This is a genomic window from Streptomyces sp. NPDC057565 (assembly GCF_042801455.1).
GTDB lineage: Bacteria > Actinomycetota > Actinomycetes > Streptomycetales > Streptomycetaceae > Streptomyces > Streptomyces yanii.
Map to the genome: position 1 here is coordinate 89,192 of NZ_JBHVFU010000012.1, position 18,418 is coordinate 107,609.

Annotated in this window: 20 protein-coding genes; 9 read left to right on the plus strand and 11 right to left on the minus strand. The window is 68.3% G+C overall.

The annotated features are described in order from the left end of the window. Positions 1-13 precede the first annotated feature (13 nt). From ACFU8W_RS22665 to ACFU8W_RS22685, 5 genes are all read right to left on the minus strand, one after another. Positions 14-2,548 (minus strand): Pls/PosA family non-ribosomal peptide synthetase, encoded by a 2,535-nt coding sequence (locus ACFU8W_RS22665; protein WP_384039976.1) that lies wholly within the window; start codon positions 2,546-2,548, stop codon positions 14-16. 492 nt (positions 2,549-3,040) lie between these two features. Then, on the minus strand, positions 3,041-4,132 hold the full coding sequence (locus ACFU8W_RS22670) for an ABC transporter ATP-binding protein (RefSeq protein WP_384039979.1): 1,092 nt from the start codon (positions 4,130-4,132) through the stop codon (positions 3,041-3,043). Positions 4,133-4,241: 109 nt separating this feature from the next. Further along, positions 4,242-5,120: a molybdate ABC transporter permease subunit gene (gene modB, locus ACFU8W_RS22675; protein WP_384039982.1), complete on the minus strand. Its 879-nt coding sequence runs from the start codon at positions 5,118-5,120 to the stop codon at positions 4,242-4,244. After that, on the minus strand, positions 5,117-5,941 hold the full coding sequence (modA, locus tag ACFU8W_RS22680; protein WP_384039985.1) for a molybdate ABC transporter substrate-binding protein: 825 nt from the start codon (positions 5,939-5,941) through the stop codon (positions 5,117-5,119). Before modA ends, modB begins: the two co-directional genes overlap by 4 nt. 8 nt (positions 5,942-5,949) lie before the next feature. Then, positions 5,950-6,261, minus strand: coding sequence for a molybdopterin-binding protein (locus tag ACFU8W_RS22685; RefSeq protein ID WP_384039988.1), 312 nt, complete (start codon positions 6,259-6,261; stop codon positions 5,950-5,952). Between the two features lie 249 nt (positions 6,262-6,510). On the opposite strand from ACFU8W_RS22685, the gene ACFU8W_RS22690 reads away from it, so the two are divergent. Continuing rightward, entirely contained in the window at positions 6,511-6,981 is a 471-nt protein-coding gene (locus ACFU8W_RS22690) for a molybdopterin-dependent oxidoreductase (protein ID WP_384039991.1), read from the plus strand. A gap of 328 nt (positions 6,982-7,309) precedes the next feature. Here the strand turns inward: ACFU8W_RS22690 and ACFU8W_RS22695 are convergent, their stop codons facing one another. Beyond that, complete coding sequence (locus tag ACFU8W_RS22695) at positions 7,310-7,705, minus strand: helix-turn-helix transcriptional regulator (RefSeq protein WP_345510767.1); 396 nt, start codon at positions 7,703-7,705, stop codon at positions 7,310-7,312. A gap of 552 nt (positions 7,706-8,257) precedes the next feature. Between ACFU8W_RS22695 and ACFU8W_RS22700 the strand changes: the two genes are divergently transcribed. Together ACFU8W_RS22700 and ACFU8W_RS22705 are read left to right on the plus strand one after the other, a co-directional pair. Then, on the plus strand, positions 8,258-8,509 hold the full coding sequence (locus tag ACFU8W_RS22700; RefSeq protein ID WP_345510768.1) for a DUF6400 family protein: 252 nt from the start codon (positions 8,258-8,260) through the stop codon (positions 8,507-8,509). After that, positions 8,493-8,738 (plus strand): hypothetical protein, encoded by a 246-nt coding sequence (locus ACFU8W_RS22705; RefSeq protein WP_345510769.1) that lies wholly within the window; start codon positions 8,493-8,495, stop codon positions 8,736-8,738. The genes ACFU8W_RS22700 and ACFU8W_RS22705 overlap by 17 nt, the downstream gene beginning before the upstream one ends. Positions 8,739-9,190: 452 nt before the next feature. On the opposite strand, the gene ACFU8W_RS22710 is transcribed toward ACFU8W_RS22705, so the two are convergent. Beyond that, positions 9,191-9,571: a hypothetical protein gene (locus ACFU8W_RS22710; RefSeq protein ID WP_384039995.1), complete on the minus strand. Its 381-nt coding sequence runs from the start codon at positions 9,569-9,571 to the stop codon at positions 9,191-9,193. A 111-nt stretch (positions 9,572-9,682) separates the two neighbouring features. Between ACFU8W_RS22710 and ACFU8W_RS22715 the strand changes: the two genes are divergently transcribed. From ACFU8W_RS22715 to ACFU8W_RS22725, 3 genes are all read left to right on the plus strand, one after another. Further along, positions 9,683-9,847, plus strand: a complete 165-nt coding sequence (locus tag ACFU8W_RS22715; protein WP_384039998.1) for a hypothetical protein — start codon at positions 9,683-9,685, stop codon at positions 9,845-9,847. 68 nt (positions 9,848-9,915) lie between these two features. After that, positions 9,916-11,778: an ABC transporter ATP-binding protein gene (locus tag ACFU8W_RS22720; RefSeq protein WP_384040001.1), complete on the plus strand. Its 1,863-nt coding sequence runs from the start codon at positions 9,916-9,918 to the stop codon at positions 11,776-11,778. After that, positions 11,775-12,674 carry a serine/threonine-protein kinase gene (locus ACFU8W_RS22725; RefSeq protein WP_384040004.1) on the plus strand — a complete coding sequence of 300 codons (900 nt, stop codon included), beginning with the start codon at positions 11,775-11,777 and terminating at the stop codon, positions 12,672-12,674. Before ACFU8W_RS22720 ends, ACFU8W_RS22725 begins: the two co-directional genes overlap by 4 nt. A 327-nt stretch (positions 12,675-13,001) precedes the next feature. Here the strand turns inward: ACFU8W_RS22725 and ACFU8W_RS22730 are convergent, their stop codons facing one another. Together ACFU8W_RS22730 and ACFU8W_RS22735 are read right to left on the minus strand one after the other, a co-directional pair. Beyond that, positions 13,002-13,139: a hypothetical protein gene (locus ACFU8W_RS22730; RefSeq protein WP_384040007.1), complete on the minus strand. Its 138-nt coding sequence runs from the start codon at positions 13,137-13,139 to the stop codon at positions 13,002-13,004. Between the two features lie 577 nt (positions 13,140-13,716). Continuing rightward, the gene (locus ACFU8W_RS22735; protein ID WP_384040010.1) at positions 13,717-14,160 is read right to left on the minus strand and encodes a hypothetical protein; all 444 of its coding nucleotides are present in this window, start codon (positions 14,158-14,160) and stop codon (positions 13,717-13,719) included. A 331-nt stretch (positions 14,161-14,491) separates the two neighbouring features. Here ACFU8W_RS22735 and ACFU8W_RS22740 point away from each other — a divergent pair, with 331 nt between their 5' ends. Continuing rightward, positions 14,492-15,076 carry an RNA polymerase sigma factor gene (locus tag ACFU8W_RS22740; protein ID WP_384040253.1) on the plus strand — a complete coding sequence of 195 codons (585 nt, stop codon included), beginning with the start codon at positions 14,492-14,494 and terminating at the stop codon, positions 15,074-15,076. Beyond that, a complete protein-coding gene (locus ACFU8W_RS22745; protein WP_384040012.1) occupies positions 15,069-15,776 on the plus strand; it encodes a hypothetical protein in 708 nt (235 codons plus the stop codon). The genes ACFU8W_RS22740 and ACFU8W_RS22745 overlap by 8 nt, the downstream gene beginning before the upstream one ends. Before the next feature lie 176 nt (positions 15,777-15,952). Here the strand turns inward: ACFU8W_RS22745 and ACFU8W_RS22750 are convergent, their stop codons facing one another. Together ACFU8W_RS22750 and ACFU8W_RS22755 are read right to left on the minus strand one after the other, a co-directional pair. Next, positions 15,953-16,387 (minus strand): CBS domain-containing protein, encoded by a 435-nt coding sequence (locus ACFU8W_RS22750; RefSeq protein ID WP_345510779.1) that lies wholly within the window; start codon positions 16,385-16,387, stop codon positions 15,953-15,955. A gap of 214 nt (positions 16,388-16,601) precedes the next feature. Then, positions 16,602-16,901 (minus strand): hypothetical protein, encoded by a 300-nt coding sequence (locus ACFU8W_RS22755; protein WP_384040015.1) that lies wholly within the window; start codon positions 16,899-16,901, stop codon positions 16,602-16,604. A 742-nt stretch (positions 16,902-17,643) separates the two neighbouring features. Here ACFU8W_RS22755 and ACFU8W_RS22760 point away from each other — a divergent pair. Continuing rightward, the gene (locus tag ACFU8W_RS22760) at positions 17,644-18,381 is read left to right on the plus strand and encodes a DUF1684 domain-containing protein (RefSeq protein WP_345510780.1); all 738 of its coding nucleotides are present in this window, start codon (positions 17,644-17,646) and stop codon (positions 18,379-18,381) included. Positions 18,382-18,418: the final 37 nt, after the last annotated feature.

Below are 18,418 nucleotides of genomic sequence, written 5' to 3' on the forward strand. Positions count from 1 at the left end.
AAGGGCGGCGCTGCTACGCCTTCTGCGTCAGTGCCTCGGGCTGACAGGGGGCATCTCGCATTTCCGTGGCGGGATTTCCTCCCCAGCACGCGTGCTGCGGGACTTCCTCGCCTTTCATGAGAAAGGAGTCCGGGGCGAGCACCGCTCCGTCGCCCATCGTCACGCCGTAGTGGACGTGGGCTCCCACGCCGAGGGTGCAGCCGGCACCGATGGTGCTGCGATCGGACTTGAAGGTGCCGTCCTCCTGCGAGTGGCACTGGATCTTGCTTCCGGCATTGAGCGTGCAGTCGCTTCCGATGGTGGTGAGCGTCCGCTCCGTCAGATAGCAGCCGTCATCAAAGACCCTGCTGCCGATCCGAACCCCCAGCATCCGCCAGATCACGTTCTTGAAAGGGGTGCCGTTGAAGACGTCGAGGTACTTGTCAGGCACCTTCCAGAGGCGCTCGTGCCACCAGAAGTACGGGTCGTAGATGGAACACAACTGCGGTCGCAGCGCGCGGAATGCCGCGATACCGCGCTCCACCAGTACGAAGTAGACCGCGGTGAACCCAAGGCTGAACACCAGGAACACGGGGATCAGCGCATGCCCGTAGGAGTCGTACAGATCGACGTTCGCCAGGCCGAGCATCGTGAGCACGAAGAAATGCAGCCACCGCACGAGCAGGAAGAGGATCATCGAGCGGATGTTGTAGCGGTTCTTTGCGGCGAGGTTGCGGCGCAACTCGTCACCGGCCCGGAGACCGTCGAACCGGGAGTCGCGCTCGACCGACCGGGGAATCTCGAAGCACGGCGAGCCGAGCAGGCCCACCCCCTCCCGCACCTCGCCGTCGAGCGGAACCATCACCTTCGTCGCGAGGAGGCAGTTCTCACCCGTCTTGGCCCCTGAGGGATAGGCGATGTTGTTGCCGAGGAAGTTGTGTGCCCCGATCGAGGCCCGGGACACCCGGAAGGAGGTGCTCGAGAAGTCGGCGTTGATGATGGAGAGCCCGTCGGCGACCATCGTTCCACTGCCGACAGAGCACAGATACGGGGACTCGTGTTGCACTTCCGTGCCGAAGTTCGACCCGGTCTGCTCGACCTGGGACAAGTCGTATCCGAGGCCGCGCATGTAGGGGACGATGTAGGAGCTGTCCCCGAACAGCCAGGTGAAGAACTTGATGTTGGTCATGCGCCCGATCGCCCGGTGTATCGAGTAGTGAAACCCGTACAGCGGATAGACCTTGTCCGGTTCGACGGCCAGGTTCAGCAGGCGCGGGACGGTGAACAGGACGGCAAGGCCCACGACGACGAAGCCGAAGAACAGCACGAAGGAAAGGATCAGCGCGTCGATGTAGAGATCCGGCGAGGTGAACCCCAAAGCACCCGGGCTCAGCCGGTTGTGCAGCGCCGGAACCAGGGTCACCAGCATGTACGCGCCCCCGACAGTCAGCGGCACGTAGAGGAGGAACAGCTGAAGCACGGTGAGGAGACCGAAGCCGGCCCGACGCAGCGTGCCGCACTTGGCCGGCCGGATCCTCAGGTAGTCGTGCTCGGTGAGCTGTGCCGGTGATCCGTGCCGGCGCTGGCCGTCCGGGACCACCTGGCCGCTGTACAGCGTGGACGTGTGGCCGAGTTGTGCGCCGTCGCCCATCGACGTGTCGATGTCGAGCACGGTCTTCTCGCCGATGAACACGTCCCGGCCGAGGGTGACCCTGCCGGTCCGGATACGGCCGGCGTCTGCCCGGTAGCAGAGGAAGAACGAGTCTTTGCGGATCACCGTGCCGGCGCCGATCGTCAGCAGGTCGGTGCAGACCGGAACGTTGCGGGAGAGGATCGTGACTCCCTTGCCGATCCGCGCGCCCAGGGCGCGCAGGTAAAGCACGTACAGGGGATTGCCGACGAAGAAAATCATCGGGTTGGCGTGGATCAGCACCTTGATGGTCCAGAAGCGCAGATACGTCAGACCCCAGACCGGGAATTCGCGTGATTTCCACCGACCGATGAGGAGCCATTTGGCCACGATCGGGAAGGTGCACAGGCCGACGAAGCCGACGCCACCGAAGACGAACGATCGCAGGTAGATGCCGATCACATCCGAGCCGGCGGAGACCCATGCATAGCCTCGGTCGGCAAAAAGTCCGGCGAGGAAGGAATATCCCAGGAAAAGCAGGAACTGCAGCGTTCCGCAGAGGGCGTACCGGACCGTTCCGGCAGGGGGAACCACCTCGGTCGACACCGGGACCTGCGGCTCGGAAGGGGTGGTTGCGGCGTCCGCGAGTCCCGTCGCCAGACTTCGGATCGTGGGGTGCCGGTAGATATCCTTCATCGACGCCGAGGGGAGGTCCGTCCGTTTCCTGACCCGTGCACAGAAATGAGCCATCACCAAAGAGTTGGCGCCGAGGTCATCGAAGAAATGACTGTCGACCGACACCCTCTCGACGCCCATGACGTCAGCCAGCACCTCGGCGAGGTTTGTCTCGATGCCGGTACTCGGGCCGGTGTACCTGCGCTCGTCGATCGCAGATTCATCCGACCCAGGCGTCAAGACGTCGACGGATTTCTCCTCCATGCGAGCTCCTTGAGAAACATTCGAGCGCCATCGACCATGATGGTCGGCGCTCTGACACTCGCGCTTTTCGATGGCCGGAGCGAGCAATCCGGAATTCCGAGGCCGGGATCTGTTGTCCAGTTCCTAAACCGTTGCCCAGTCTCTGCTGCTCACCGTCGGGCTGCCACTCGAACTCGATCACATCGACGCGGCTGCGACTCTTGGCGGCACCCGGGGGTCCTCGCTGCCAAGAGTCCTGGCGTCGGGAGAGCGGAGCGATCGCCGCCCGATTTCATTCCTCATGCACGTTCCTGCCGAATACGACGGCGATGAGCTGCACACGGTTCTCGCCCTACTGCATACGAGTGGCGTGGGCCCGATCCTGGACGGGGCGGCGCAGATGGCGGGCAGCGGAGTGCCTGGCAGGTCGGGGCTGCCCGAAAGTCACGGATGTGCCGGGCCTTGAATCCCCGGCGCTCGGGGTTTCCGGCCTCGGTTGGGACGAGCGCTGCGTCAGGCTGGGTATGCGTGCGTCTGTGCGGCCTTGACCGCGGCCCAGACCGGGGCTCCCGGATGGAGGTCGAGTTCGGCTGCGGCGACCGTGGTCAGGTCGGCAGCGAGGGGGAGCTCGCCGGTGAGGTCCGCGCGGATCTGGTCGCCGTGCGTTTCGAGTCCGGTGACCTCGCAGTGCCACAGGTTGCGGGCGCTGGAGCCGGTGGGCCGGTCGCGATGGAGGGTGACTGCGCCGGGCGGGAACGCGACGAAGGCGGGGCCGGTGAGATCCTCGGTGGTGGTGATCGCCGGGCCGGAGTCGAGCTGTACGGTGTGGCCCTCGGCCAGCCCCTTGTAGAGGTTCAGGCCGACCAGTTGGGCGATGTAGTCGGTACGCGGATGGCGGGCGATGTCGGAAGGGGTGCCCTCCTGGACGACCCGGCCGTGCTCGATGACGACCAACCGGTCGGCCAGCACCATGGCGTCCAGCGGATCGTGCGTGACCAGCACGGCGACTGCCTCGAAGTCGGCGAGGTGGCGGCGGAGTTGGGCGCGTACATCGAGGCGGGTGCGGGCGTCGAGCGCGGCCAGCGGTTCGTCGAGCAGCAGCAGGCGGGGGTGGGTGGCCAGAGCGCGGGCGAGGGCGACGCGCTGGGCCTGGCCGCCGGAGAGTCGGCGGGGTTTGGCGCCGGCGTGGTCGGCGAGGCCCATGCGGTCCAGCCACTCGGCGGCCTGCGCGCGTGCCTCGGCCTTGGACGCGCCCTGGCAGCGGGGGCCGAATGCGATGTTGTCGAGGGCGGAGAGGTGCGGGAAGAGCAGGTAGTCCTGGAAGACGACGCCGACCGGACGGGACTCGGGCGGCGTACGGTCCAGCGCGACGCCGTCGAGACGCAGATGACCGCCGATGAGTGGGGTGAGACCTGCGAGCGCGCGCAGGGCGGTGGTCTTGCCCGCGCCGTTGGGTCCGAGGAGGGCCACGACGTCGCCGGGCGCGGCCGTCAGCGCCACGTCGAGGTGGAAGGCGCCGTGGTTGACGACCAGATGGGCGTCCAGGCCCGCGGCGGATGCGTCCGTGGCGGGGAGGCTGCCCGTGGCGTCGTCGATGTCCGTCATGAGGGGTTCGTCCAGCGGTTGCGCGGTGGGGGAACAGGAAGGGAAGCGTCGGCGGTCCGGCGCCTCGGCGATCCCGGGCGGACTGCGAGCGGCTCACGGGCGGTTCGGGTCATGAGGCCGTCATCCAACGGTCCCGCAGTCCGGCCAGGACCGCGATCGACACGGCGAGCAGGACCAGGCTCAGCGCGATGGCGGCGGCCGGGTCGTTCTGGAGGGCGAGGTAGACGGCCAGCGGCATGGTCTGCGTACGGCCGGGAAAGTTGCCCGCGAAGGTGATCGTCGCGCCGAACTCGCCGAGCGCGCGGGCCCACGCCAGCACGGAACCCGCTGCGATGCCCGGTGCGATCAGCGGCAGGGTGACCCGGCGGAACGCGGTGAAGCGGGAGGCGCCCAGCGTGGTGGCGGCCTCCTCGTACCGGGGATCGGCCGCCCGTAGGGTGCCCTCCACGCTGATGACGAGAAACGGCATCGCCACGAATGCCTCCGCGACAACCACTCCCGCCGTCGTGAACGGCAGCGTGATCCCGAAGGCCGAGTCCAGCCACTGCCCCACGACACCGTTGCGCCCCAGCGCCAGCAGCAGTGCCACACCACCCACCACGGGCGGCAGGACGAGCGGCAGCGTCACCAGGGCCCGTACGAAACCCCGCCCCGGGAAGTCCGTGCGCGCCAGAAGCCAGGCCAGCGGCACGCCCAGCACCAGGCTCACCCCGGTCGCCGCGGTCGCGCACACCAGGGACAACTGGAGGGCTTGCCACACCTCCGTGCTGGTCAGCTGGTCCGGCAGGCTGCGCCAGGGAGCCCGTACGAGAAGGGCGATCAGTGGCAGCGACAGAAACGCCAGGCCGACGAGCGCGGGCAGCAGAAGAGGCAGAGGCACCCTGCCCCGGGCGTCCGCCCGCACGCGCCGGCGCCGCGGCCCGTCCCCGCGGGCCTTGCCACCCGCGAGGAGCTCGTCCGCGGCGCCGGACTTGTCCAGCGCGGTCACGGCTTGAGGAACCCGGCCGCCGTCAGGACCTTCTGGCCCTCGGCGGACTGCACCAGCGCGATGAACGCCTTCGCCGCGTCGGCGTTGGGCGCGCCCTTGAGCAGCGTGATCGGGTAGTCGTTGATGGCCTCGGTGGACTCGGGGAACTCCACGCCCTCCACCCTGTCACCCGCCGCCTTCACATCGGTCCTGTAGACCACGGCGGCGTCCGCCTCCTTCAGTTCCACCTTGGTCAGGGCGCTCTTGACGTCCTGCTCGTACGAGACCGGGGTGAGCTCGAGCCTGCTGGCCTCCAGCGCCTTCTGCGCGGCCGCCCCGCACGGCACCGTCCTGTCGCACAGCACGACCTTGAGGCCGGACTTGGTGAGGTCCTTGAGGGAGGAGACCTTGTCGGGGTTGCCCGGCAGGGTCGCGATCTCCAGCTGGTTGCGCACGAAGGTGGACGGCGTGCCGACCGCGTCCTTCGCGTCGGTGACGATCGCCATCGTCTTCGGGCTGGCGGCGGCGAAGACGTCGGCCGGGGCGCCACCGGTGATGCTGGCGGCGAGGGTGTCGCTCCCGCCGAAGTTGAAGGTTACCTTCGTACCCGGGTGGGTCTTCTCGAAACCCTTGCCCAGGGTCGTGAAGCTCTCCTTGAGCGAGGCGGCGGCGAAGACGGTCACCGTGCCGGAGAGCTTCTTCGACGAGCCCGTGGACGCCGAGGAGTCCGGCTCGGCCGAGGAGTTGTCGGACGAGGAGCAGGCGCTCAGTGCCAGCAGCGCAGCGGCGCCTGCCCCGGCCACCTGCAGCGTCCGGCGGGTCCGGCGTGCGGAACGGGTCATCACGGGGTCTACTCCCTCTGGTTTCTTCCGGAAGAGTCCGTCGGACTCTTCCACGGCCTCTCGACGACCCATGGGGTCGACTTGATCACGGCAACCGCCGGAGCATCAGGCTCCGGCGCCAGTTCCTCAGCCGGGTGTCGGCTGAGGACGGACACCACCCGGAACGGCCCGGGCTGGATCCCCACCCGCGCCGACACATCTCCGAGGATCACGTCGGTGACGATCCCGGCAAGGCGGTGGCGCGCCGAGGATCCGTTGTTCGTCCGCTCGGCGCGGTGCAACTCCCGGGCGCAGGAAGCCGGTTCCGGCCTGTGGATCATCCGTCGGCCCAGCTCGTCACGCTCGGCCTGCAAAGGTCCGCCCCGACCCGGCGCCGCAGTGTGCCGACGCTCGCATCGAGGCGGCTGCTTCCCCGACCCGGTAGGTGCATGTGCAGATCATACTGCCGCAGATACAAGGTGGAAGTCTCCTGTGGCATCGCATGAGCTGGACTGTCTGGAGATGATGGTGGGCATGTGCGTTTATACGGGACTGCTGCCCGGGTATCGACATCCGGGAGGTGGTAGCCCGTGAGTCGTTCCCTTCCGGCCGTCGATCCGGTGGCAGAGGTCGCCCTGTCCGGCGACCTCGCGCGGCCGGCCCGGCTGTCGGTGCCCGACCTGCTCGCCTGGCCCCAGCACCGGGTACAGGTGAGCTTTGAGTGCGCCACCAGCGGAATCCAGCACCATTGCTTCGCAGGACCGCTGCTGCACGATGTCCTGTCCGACGCCGGCCCCGCCTTCGACCCCGTCCGACGCAAGGACCGCCTGCGCTTCCTGATCGCCGTGACGGGCGCGGACGGCCATCACGCCGTCCTGTCCTGGGCGGAGATCGACCCCGACTTCGGCCGTGCGTCCGTCCTGCTTGCGGTCAGCGTCGACGACACCCCGCTTGTCGGGGCCGGCCCGCAGCTCGTGCTGCCGCGGGACCGCTGCGGCGCCCGGCACATCAGCGGCATCAGCGCGATACGCGTGGACGGCGGCTACACGGCGTGGACGTGACACCGGCGAGACGAACCCGGTGGGGTTTCGACAGCTCCGTGAGGGGCTGCTCACCCCCGGCTGACGCGCAGCCACCGCACCCACCGCATCCAGGGCCGGCCACACCCGGTCGCGGGTCGGCGAAAGCTCCGTGAAGCGCACGCCGGTGGCGACGCGGACCGCATGGCCCGGCCGTACGACCTGGAGGGCTCGAGCGGGTGTCGGTGCCGGCCTTTCATCCGCCGCAGCCGACATGGCGCCGCACGGTGACCCGCCACCGTCGACGCACTGCCGGGCGCGCTCCCACTCGGTGAACGCGTGGCCCCGGCCGCCGTAAGTACGTGTCCGCTCAGGTGCGGTCGATGTGCACGCTGGTCGACTTCACGCGGGCGGTGGCCTCCACGCCGACCTCCAGCCCCAGTTCCTCCACGGCCTCCCGGGTCAGCAGCGAGACCAGCCGGTGCGGCCCGGCCTGGATCTCCACCTGGGCCGCGACATCGCCGAGCTTGACGGCGGTGACGATGCCCGGAAAGGCGTTGCGGACAGAGGTGTACGAGGTGTCCTCCTCGCCGCCACCGGTCCTGGCGACCTCGATCGAGAAGGCGGCCAGATCCCTGCCGTCGATGAGCCGGCGTCCACCCTTGTCCCGATGCGTGGCCACCCGGCCTGCATCCGCCCACCGCCGCGCGGTATCCGGGCTCACGCCCAACAGACGGGCCGCCTGCCCGATTGTGTAGGATTGCATACGCGTCAAGATAGTTACATATTCCTTGCATATGCAAGCTCTTAGCCGTGATTGCGTTGGCATGCGCCGCACCGCTTGAGTGGGCTGCGGCGTCCGGTTCCGGCGGGAATGCGGTCGCGAAAGTCTAGTAGGGCTCTGCCGGGCGGCGCCGTACGCAGGGCTGCCTCGGGGAGGGTTGTCGGCAGGTGGGACAGGCGCCGGTCCCGGGCTCCGCACTCGGTGCGCGGCCGGGCGCAGTGCCGAGGGCCTTGACCGCCGGGTCACGACGCGACAGCACCCCGGCGGACCCGGCCCGTCGGCCCCACCTCCCCAGGGCCGGGTCGCAGTCCATTGCGTGAGGCAGGCCATGAAGTGCGTCACAGCGCTGTACGGGGACCGGGTCAGTCGTCGGGGCTCTGGCGCCCGCAACGCCCCACCCCTGTCGGCCGATCCGAGGGTTCCTCGCTGATGGGCCGGGCGCTACGTCGCCCCAGAGCAACTTAGGTCACCCTTCCCCCTTGCTGTGGTCGCCTGGTACATGTGGGATTCCATCAGCGCATCGGAAGTATGGCCATGAACAAGGAAGATCCCACCGATCTCATACCTTTCACGATCGATCTGACCTTGGACGAAGCCCGGCGCCGGGCCGAGGTCATGGCCGCACTCGGGCCCGACTGGGACCCGGTCGCCGTTCTCCAGGGCGAGGACGAGGCGTACGCACTGCTCTACTCGGGCCTGGACGCCGAGCAGCAGCGCACCTACGACCTGCTGGTGGCGGCCGGTGTCCTGCCAGGAAAGGAGCCGGGCCGTGAGGCTGCCCATTGACCCACAGGCGGACGTGGCCCGCCGTGCCTGGATGGCCTGCCCCGTCTGCGACGACGCCCGCCATTGCGGGACCTGCGCAGACCGCCGCAACTGCGCTGATCACTGGCGCTACTTGATATCCACCAAGGGACCGGTCGTTCACCTTCAGTGTCCGCAGTGCACGCACATGTGGTCAGTGAACACGAGGCCCGACGTCACCTGCCGCGACGACAGCACCCCCGGCTTCTGATAGACGGCGGGCCGGGCGAAGAGTCGCAGCTCATGCCACCGGCCGCCTGATCACAGCTCGGCGGGGCCTTTCCACCGGACGAAGACCTCGGTGCTCGGCCGGAGTTCGGAGAACCGGCTCGACGGGGAGCGCTCCCGGAGCAATCGACGTACTTCTGCCTCGAAAGCCCCACGATGCGTGCCGAAATGGTGCGGAGCCGAGGACGACATCGAGACAGTCGTGTCGGAGCTCAAACGGCGCGGCGTGGTGTTCGAAGAGGTCGCCGTACCGGGGTTGCGAACGAGGGACGGGGCGTCTGAGGAGTGCCCGTTCGCCGCCCGCTGCGGCGAACGGACGACCTGCGGCAGAGCCGGTCAGCGAGGGACCGGGCAGGGTGACCGGAGCGTCGCCGAGACGGTTGCGGATGGTCTCGCGATCTCTTCGATGCGGTCGACGGCCGGCCCGGACGCGTGTCAGGGGCTGTCTGCCGGGTCGCGGCCGGTGATGGCGCGGGCGTAAGCGCGCAGGGCGGCTATCACCTCGGCGTGGTGTCCGGCGAGCTCATCCCTCCGGCAACTGTCCTCGATCGCGACGAAACCGGCAGCGAGCATGCTGGGGGCGAAGTGGCCGTGGAGCTGCCCCAGAACCTGGATCGCGGTGCGGACAGCGATCTGGCGCTCCGTCAGCGCGAGGTCGAGCGCGGCTTCCTTCGTGTCGCGAAGGCGGCGGTGCCCGTACTCGAGCAGCAGCCGGGTCGGCGCGTCGTCGGGGCCGCCGGACCTCCGTTGTCGATGGGGCCTGGGAGCGGTGCGACCGGGGTACGTGGCCATGGAGACGGCAGTGGAGCTCGGCATCCGTCCATGCGAGAACGGCAGGCGGATTCGGGCAGGAAATTTTGGAACAAGGCAATCCCGCGAGCGCTCTGGAGCGTATCCCGTCTGGAAGCCTCTTCAGGAGGGAAGCCCATGGCGATCTTCAGTTATCTCATCCCCGCGAAATACCGTCACGACAAGAGGGACATGACGTCGAGGAACTTCGACGACCACGGATTCGACGACCACGGATTCGACGACCACGGAAGGGATCACGGTCACCATCGTCGTCACTCCCACCACGGTCACCACTGGTGACCGCATAGGACGGCTGAGCGGGCCGGGGCTCCTGGACCGTTCAGCCGACGATCTTGAGGAACGCGTCTATGAGGCGTGTCTCGCTTCATGTTCTGCGGCGGCTGCTGTCGGTGGCCGATGATCCCGACGCGGTCGTCGCCGCCGCGCCGCCGGTCGCCCCGCGTGACGCGTTCCGTCGCTTCTGGCCCTACACACGCGGTGGCCGGCGCTTCCTCATTCCGATACTCGTCTTCAGCGTGATCGGACCCGTCGTCGACGCGGCCGAGATCTGGCTCTTCAAGATCGTGGTGGACGACGTCCTCGTTCCGCGCGATCTGCGTCCCTTCCTCTGGATCGCCCTGGCATACACAGGACTCATCATCGGCTCCGGCGTTCTGGGGTTCGCCGACGACGTGACGTCCACCTGGGTCAGCGAGCGCTTCCTGCTGGCCCTGCGGTCGGATGTGTTCCGGCACGTCCAGGGCCTCTCGCTCGGGTTCTTCGAACGGCGGCGGCTGGGGGACGTGCTGTCGCGTATCACGGGCGATGTCGACGCGGTCGAGACGTTTCTGCTCTCGGGGGTGGCGGACGGCCTCTATTACGTGATCCGGTTGGGCGTCTTCCTGGGGCTGCTGTTCTACCTGAGGTGGGATCTGACCATCCTCGCGCTCGTCATCGTGCCGCTTTTCTGGTGTGCGGCCCGCCGCTTCTCCCGGCTGATCAAGGCCGCATCGCGGGAGCGGCGGCGGCGCAGCGGTTCGATCAGCGCGATCGCCGAGGAGTCGCTCGGCAACATCGCGCTGGTGCAGGCATACAACCGGCAGGAGACCGAGGAACACCGGTTCGCACGCGAGAGCGTGGGAAAGTTCCGCGCGGCGATGGCCTCGGCACGCATCCATGCTGTCTACAGCCCCATCGTCGAGGTCATCGAACTGATTGGCGCGCTGGCCGTCATGGGCCTGGGTACATGGAAGTTGGCCCAGGGGCAGCTCACGCTGGGCGGGCTGCTGGTCTTCCTCGCGCTGCTGAGCAGCCTCTACAGTCCGATCCGCGGTCTGTCCCACCTCACCAACACGTTTTACGCGGCGTCCGCCTCCGCCGAGCGGATCATCGAGTTGCTCGACCAGCGCCCCCAGGTCGTCGAAGCCGCCGACGCCCGGAGGATCGGGCGGGCCCGGGGCGACGTCGAATTCCGTGGCGTCTCCTTCCGCTATCCGGGTACGTCCCGGTGGGCGCTGTCCGATGTGTCGTTCCATGTGACGCCCGGCACGACGCTGGCGCTGGTCGGTGCGAGCGGTGCCGGAAAATCCACGGTCGGGAAGCTGCAACTGCGCTTCTACGATCCGGATCAGGGGTCAGTCCTTCTCGACGGCACCGACCTCAGGGACCTGCAGCTGTCCGAGCTGCGCGACAACGTCGCGGTGGTACTCCAGGAGACGCTCGTGTTCCACGGCACCGTACGGGAGAACATTGCCTACGGTCGCCCGGACGCGGCAGAGGCGGACATCGTCGCGGCGGCGCGCGCCGCCGACGCCCATGACTTCATCCAGCTGCTCCCCGAGGGCTACGACACCGTGGTGGGCCAGCGCGGCCGCACGCTGTCCGGCGGGCAGGCCCAGCGACTCGCGATCGCCCGCGCGATGATCAGGGACGCGCCCGTACTGATCCTGGACGAACCGACCACCGGCCTGGACACCCAGTCGGGCCGCCGGATCATGGAACCGCTGCGCCGGCTCATGGCCGGGCGGACCACCATCGTCATCTCCCACAATCTGATCACCACCCGCGACGCCACCTCCACCGTGGTGTTGGACGGCGGCCGGGTCGTCGAGCGCGGCACGCATGAGGACCTGCTCCTGCGCGACGGGGCCTACGCCCGGCTTCACCGGTTGAACGGTGTGACCGTCCCGGCCCTCTCCGTCTCCCCACCCGCTCGGAAGGTTCTCTCATGAGCCGCGTCATGTCCCGACCGGTTCCGCCCCTCGCGCCCGGAACGATCCCCGCGCCGGGGTACGAGGTCCTGGCGCACCTGGCCCGGACCGGCTGGCTCGACCTCTACGACGCCTGGAGCGAGGAGCGGGACTGCCGATGCGTCGTGAAGGTCCTGCGCCCCGACCACCGCCACGAGGAGCAGCTGCGCGACCGGCTGCTGCGAGAGGGCCGTTGGCTCCGGACATTCACCCATCCGCACCTGGTCCGCGCTTACGAGACCTTCGAGTCGCCCGAGCCGCTCGTGGTGCTGGAAACGCTGACAGGCGAAACGCTGGCCCACCTCATCGGACGGTTGCGCCGCCGGCCGGCCGCCGCGGACGTGGCCCTTCTCGGCGTGCACCTGTGTTCCGCGATGCACTACCTCCACGGTCACGGCCTGTTGCACCTGGACCTCAAGCCGGCCAACGTCGTCGTCGACTGCGGGCACGCCAAAGTGCTCGACCTGAGCGTCGCACGACCGCCCGGAAGCGTACCTCCGGGCATCGGCACCTTCTGCTACATGGCTCCCGAACAGGCGCGTGGCGGGCCGCTGTCGGCCGCGGCCGACGTCTGGGGCATCGGCGCAACGCTGTACGAAGTCGCCGTGGGCGACGTGCCGTTCGACATCGGCGTCGCCACGGACGGGACCGACGACAGCGACGACACGGGCGGCGAGGACGACTGGTATCCGCAGCTCGAGGAACCTGCTCAGCCCATCCGGTCCCGCCGACGCCTCCCGCGTGATCTCGCCACGGCCATCGACGGCTGCCTGCGGCCCGATCCGGCTGCCAGGCCCACGATTCCCGAACTCGCCGCCGCCCTAGACGCGACGCTGCCTCAGCAGCGACGCCACATCGCTCCGCCGGAGGACGACTGACACGGCACGCAGCCGCTTGCGATGATGTGGTCCGCCACATCAGCTCCGGTTCGCACAGGGGCCGTGCCGACCGCGACACCGCACGTCCATGGGACTGGAAATTAGCGCCATTCACCCCCTTTATTGCGCTATGGGCGATTGACTGGCTCAAGGAGTCCGGGTGGCTGCGCTCGTCCGGGTGCTGCACGAACGGCGATCGCGGACCGTGGTGACGATCCGGAGGATGACGCCCGGTGGGCGCCGGTACACCGATGAAAGGGGAGGCGCCCCTCGGGACGTGTCCGAGGGGCGCCATGGCGGACGGCCGGCCAAGGGACGGGGGAACTGTCAGGTCCAGAGCCGGTATGTCACCATTCTCGGCATCCCCGACGGCCTGCTGTCGGTGAAGACGAGATGGAGCTGGGTGTAGTGCCGCACGTGAGGATGCTTCTTCAGCGGCTCCGAGCGGTCGAGCCTGACGGTCACGGGATGGGAGTGGAACGTGCCGGCGGCGCAGAACGGCCGGCAGTCGTTCACTACATTGAGCCCGCGGCCCGTGGCGAAATTGGGTTTCCAGGCCGACCACCGGAGCGCGGTGAGGATGCTGTTGCCATCCCCGCAGGCGATCAAGAACTCGTTCGGGCGTACTTGAGGATGCGAGAAGCAGTCGACGATCACGACGTCGGCGGGTGACCGTGTCCTTGTGGAAGCGGATGCCGGTGCGATTGCTGTTGCGAGCGATGCCGCGGCACAGATCAATACCGCTGCCTTCAGCTTGTGTCTCTGCATGTCCGCTCCCAGCCGTCTCTCTCCGAGCCCATCTGGCCTTAGCCGTACGCCTGGTCCGCCCCGGGGTGCGAACTGCGAATCCGGGGCAGATGCCGGACGGTGCTGCTGGCCCCTTCCCAACGGTTGTTCCGATATCGACGCTACGGCCGCGTTCAGGGACGCACCACCCGCACAGGTAACAACTTCGCAAAATGGAAGAAATATGCACATCTTCTCGCACGCGCGCGGAGTCCGTGAAGGCGCCGGAGGTGGCGAATCGGGGATGTGTCCCCGTCTACGGCAACCGCGCAGGCGGAGCCTTCGTGCGGGGAGCTTCTCGGGGTCCCAGATCCGCAACCCGCCCGGCGCCGCTCTCCCTGAACCAGGCCAGAAAGGTGAGAACGAAGATGCCTTCCACCACCAGGGACAGGACGCCGTACGGCGGCTCCCAGCCGGCTTCGCGATAGTCCGGCAGCCCGACGGTGCGGGACAGCAGGAATCCGATGATCATGCCGATGCTGGTGATCGCCCCGATCAGCCATGCGCCGAACGGTTCCCTCTGAAGGGCGAGTGCTGCGGCGACGGCGAGCATGACCACGCTGCCGACCAGGAAAAGAATGCCGATGTAGGGCATCTCCGTCAGGTGGGAGGGGACCAGCGAGAGGTGGATCACCGCGTTGGCCAGGGCGCAGAATGCTGCGGTCCCACGCAGTGCGAAGTGCGTCGTGCGAGACGTCATCACGACTCCAGGGGTCCGAGGCGGCCGACGCCGCCGTGCTTCTGACAGGGGCTGCGGACCGGGGCCACGCCGGGGCGTTGCCGGTGCCCGCCGAGCCTTCCGGTCCTGGGACCGGTCGGCCACTGTCGTTCGTCGGAGCGTGCCTTTCTTACCTACGGTGCTGCCGGGCCAAGGGTTCATGATCGGCCCGGTCCGGGTGGGTCGGTGCCGCGTGCTCGCGCCAGGAGGCTTTGGCACCTGGACCGCGACCCGGGTTTCGACCCAGTTCTTCGGCAGCGCCGAGGGCCGCCGGGCGGAGGCAATCCCTGGGGGCTCGTGTTACGTAGGGAGTATGCGCAGGATTGGCATTCCCCTGGAGCGGGTGCCCGACGAAGCGCTGCTGGCCGGCCTCATGACCGGCGATCCCGAGATCGCCGTGGCCTTCGTTCGGCGGTTCCAGCGCCGGGTTTTCGGCGTGGCCGTCGCCGTGGTCGGAGACGTCCAGCTCGCCGAGGACATCGCTCAGCAGACCTTCGAGCGCGCCTGCCGACACGCTCAGGTCTACGACCCGCGCCGGGGATCGGTGCCCACCTGGCTGGCGGCCATCGCGCACAACCTTGCGATCGACGCCGTACGCGCCCGCAAGGCCACTCCAGTCGACCCCGCGGATCTGGAGAACATGATGGAGACCGTCACCAGCACGCCGGAGCGGGAGGCGCTCTCCGCCGAAACCGCAATGGAACTGCATCGAGCGGTTGCCGCGCTGCCGCGCGATCAGGCACGTGCGCTGGTGATGGCCGGCATTTACGGGATGACGGCTCAGCAGGTCGCCGATTTCGAGAAGATCCCGCTCGGTACCGCCAAGACCCGGATCAGGGCAGCCATGGGCAAGCTCCGCGCATCCCTCGCAACCAAGCAGGCGGACCACGATGACTGAGACCCGTGGATTCACCTGTGAGCAGCTCCGGGAGATCGGTGCGGAGCTGGCGCTCGGCGTTCTGCCCGCCAAGGAGCGGGCCGGGGCGATGGATCACCTGGAGCACTGTCCCGCCTGCCGCGAATACGTCCACGAGCTGGTGGCCACGGCGGACGCGCTGCTGGATCTTGTCCCAGGAAGCGAACCGCCGGTCGGCTTCGAGGACAGGGTGATGGACCGGCTGGGACTGTCTTCCGGGCGACGGCCGCTCCGGCGCGTACGGTGGCGGCGCTTCGCCCTCGCTGCGGCGGCAGCCGCCGCGGGCCTTGGCCTTGTCGGTGGCGGGGGTTGGGTGCTCGGCGCATCCATCGGTCGTCCGGCCCCGGTCGCGCCGATCGTCTCTCCGGTGCAGTCGCACCTGCTCACCGCCCCACTCACCCACAGGGGCGAGTCGCGCGGGCAGGTTTTCCTCTACACCGGAGCCTCGCCCTGGCTGTACATGACGGTGGACGCCGACGGGCACTCCGGCACCGTCCGGTGCCAGCTTCAGCGGGCCGACGGCTCCACCGTCCAGGTCGGTTCCTTCGCCCTCAGCAAGGACGGTTACGGCGCCTGGGGCGCGCCCTACCCCGCCGCCACGGCGCCGGTCACCGGCGTCCGCCTGCTCGCCGCTGACGGCTCCGTGGTCGCCGCCGCCACCTTCGGACAGTCCTACCACTGAGCAGGGGTCGGACTGCCACGGACCGCGAGCAAACCCTCGGTAGCTGTCAACCTGCCTGTCCCGGCCGCGCCGCCGTCTCGATCTGGCGGAGCGGACGCGCACCCCGGAGAAATACCCTCGGGATGTCTCCTTCCGAGGTTCGGCGAGACGCCTCCATGTGCGGACTGGCCGGAGGTCTAAGCGGTCGCGTACACGCGGCTCGCGAACTCGGCGATCTGTTCGTCGCGCAGGTTCTTCGCGAGATTGGCCTCCGTGATCATGCCGACCAGGCGGTGGCCGCCTTGGACGTCGATCACCGGCAGCCGCTTGATCTGATGTTCCTCCATGGTCGTCAGGACCTCGGAGGCATCCGCTGCGGCATCGATCCAGTGGACCTTGGCGCTGAGGGACCCGGCCTGCACGGTCGCTGGGTCGACGCCCTCGGCGCAGCACGTGATGACGATGTCACGGTCAGTGATCAAGCCGGTGAGCCTGTTGTTGTCGCCGCAGATGGGCAGGCAACCGACGTTGAGATCGCGCATCATTTTCGCCACATCGAAAAGTGACTGGTGCGCACCGACGCACTGCACGCCACTGGACATGATGTCTCGCGCTAGCAGCTTGGCGGTCATGATTTCCTCCGTCCTCGACAGTGTTGCCCCTCCGTCATCGATCACAACACGAATGGCTCAGCGTCGCTCCCCGGATGTGGTGGCGAAGTAGCGGATCCCGAATCGGCCGCGACCGGGCGCGGATCCAGACGCTCGTGCAACCCCTCATGTGCCGTCGCCCGTGAGTGTCGGCCCGGTGGCTGTGCGGCGCGGTCGATATCCGGACCGCCGGCTGCTATGGCTCCACGTGGCCGAATCCCACCTCGAAGCGCTCGACCGAGACAACCCGTTGGCCTTCCCTGTGGGCGACTTCCTCGCGGAGCCGGGTGGCCCGGTCCTCGCTGGCCTGCATGGCCTGCTCGTCATCCCACAGGGTCAGGGACGTGGCCTTCCCGGAGGCCCGGTCGACGAGGTAGTACACGCCCCGGAAGCCGGAAACTTCCCGGATCTGCTCGAGAATCGCTTCCCAGTTCGCGGTCAGGTCTCCCTCCGCAGGAATGGGTGAACCCTGATAGGTGCTCAGCCTTGCGAACATGGCTGCCACCCCTTTCCTGGCCGGCTGCCGGTCGGGGGGACAAGCAGCCTCAGATCCAGCGTGCTCCGGCCCACCGCACGCCGCATGCCGGAGCACGCTGCCATGTGTCCACCGGCCCGTCGAGGGGTGGTTCGTGCGGTACGAGATGTATGCCCGACTCCGAACCGGTAGTGACGGCATGCCTGACGCCCCTCGAAAGGGGCGTGCTCCCCGGGCCCGGGACCGCCTCTCGTTGCGCTCGTACCCCTTTGCCTGGGCTTCCGACCCACCCGCACGGGAACTGTACGCGCCAACTCCTCTCCTGCCTCCAAAAGGTTGCGTAGCAAGCATCCTGAGGGTGCGTCAGGTGATGGTAATGGTGCGATTCACGCCGGCGGGAACGCCGGACGGGGCGGCGTCGCGCCCGGCTGCGCCGCAGGAAAGGTGGGATCCGGTCGAGGTGGACGCGGAGACGGCGGCGGGCGGCCGGCGCGTTCGGCATCGACGAGGGCGGGGCTCCGGTCACCCTCGGTGCGTGCGCGCTGACGATTGGGTCGGCCGGGAGGGTGGCTGTGGCGTCGACAGCGGTGCGGTTCGACGCCCGCCTGTCGATGGATGGGCGTGACCTGCGCCTCCCGGTCCGGTCTCACTATGTAGTCCAACTTGACATTAGTTCGCCTTATGGAAGATAAAGAAGGTCCTTTGGGCTGAACTTCACACAGTGTGACATTCGACGTGTGGCAGCCAGCGATCGTCTACGTGAATGAGTAAAGCCGTGTCCCACGCCGCCGTCCCGGATCAGCCGACCGACCCCGCCGCGGACTGGGAGGCATGGCGCGCCGAGCGGCGCCGCTCGGTCACTTCGCCCGCGGGGAACCTCGCTCTCGTCGAGACCCGCTGGGCCCCTGCCGGTGAGCGCCCCGACCTCGATGCGGCCCGTGCCGGACAGCCGGAGACAGTGACCGTCACCACAGTCGAACGCACCGACTTCGTCACCGGCGACCCCGAGCACGGCCTGCGCTTCTGGGACGCGCAGTCGCCCGCGATCCAGAACTTCGAGCGCACCGACGTCTTCCCGTACGACCCGGCCTGGGTGCTGGAGGCCTCGTACACCCCGGTGCCCGGTGCCCGGCGGGTGGGGTTCGAGCACATCCGGGACAACGGTGGTACCCGTGACCTCGCCGTGCCGGGAGACATCGTGCTCACCCTGGACGGCCGGGACTACACGCTGAGCGCCTTCGACGACGACGGCACCCTGCTGCTCGTCTTCGGCGACCCCACCAACGGCGACACCACGTACGGCGCCGGGCGCTTCCTCTTCGTCACCCACATCGGCGAGGGCCGCGTCCTTCTCGACTTCAATCGCGCCTTCGTGCCGCCCTGCGGATTCTCCGACCAGTACAACTGTCCGATGCCGCCGCGGCAGAACCGTTTCCACCTGCCCGTCGAGGCCGGCGAGAAGCGCCCCGTCTTCCGCGACGGCTTCCCCGCGCAGCACTGACCAACCCCCGTACTCCCGCATCGCAGCACGAAAGCGC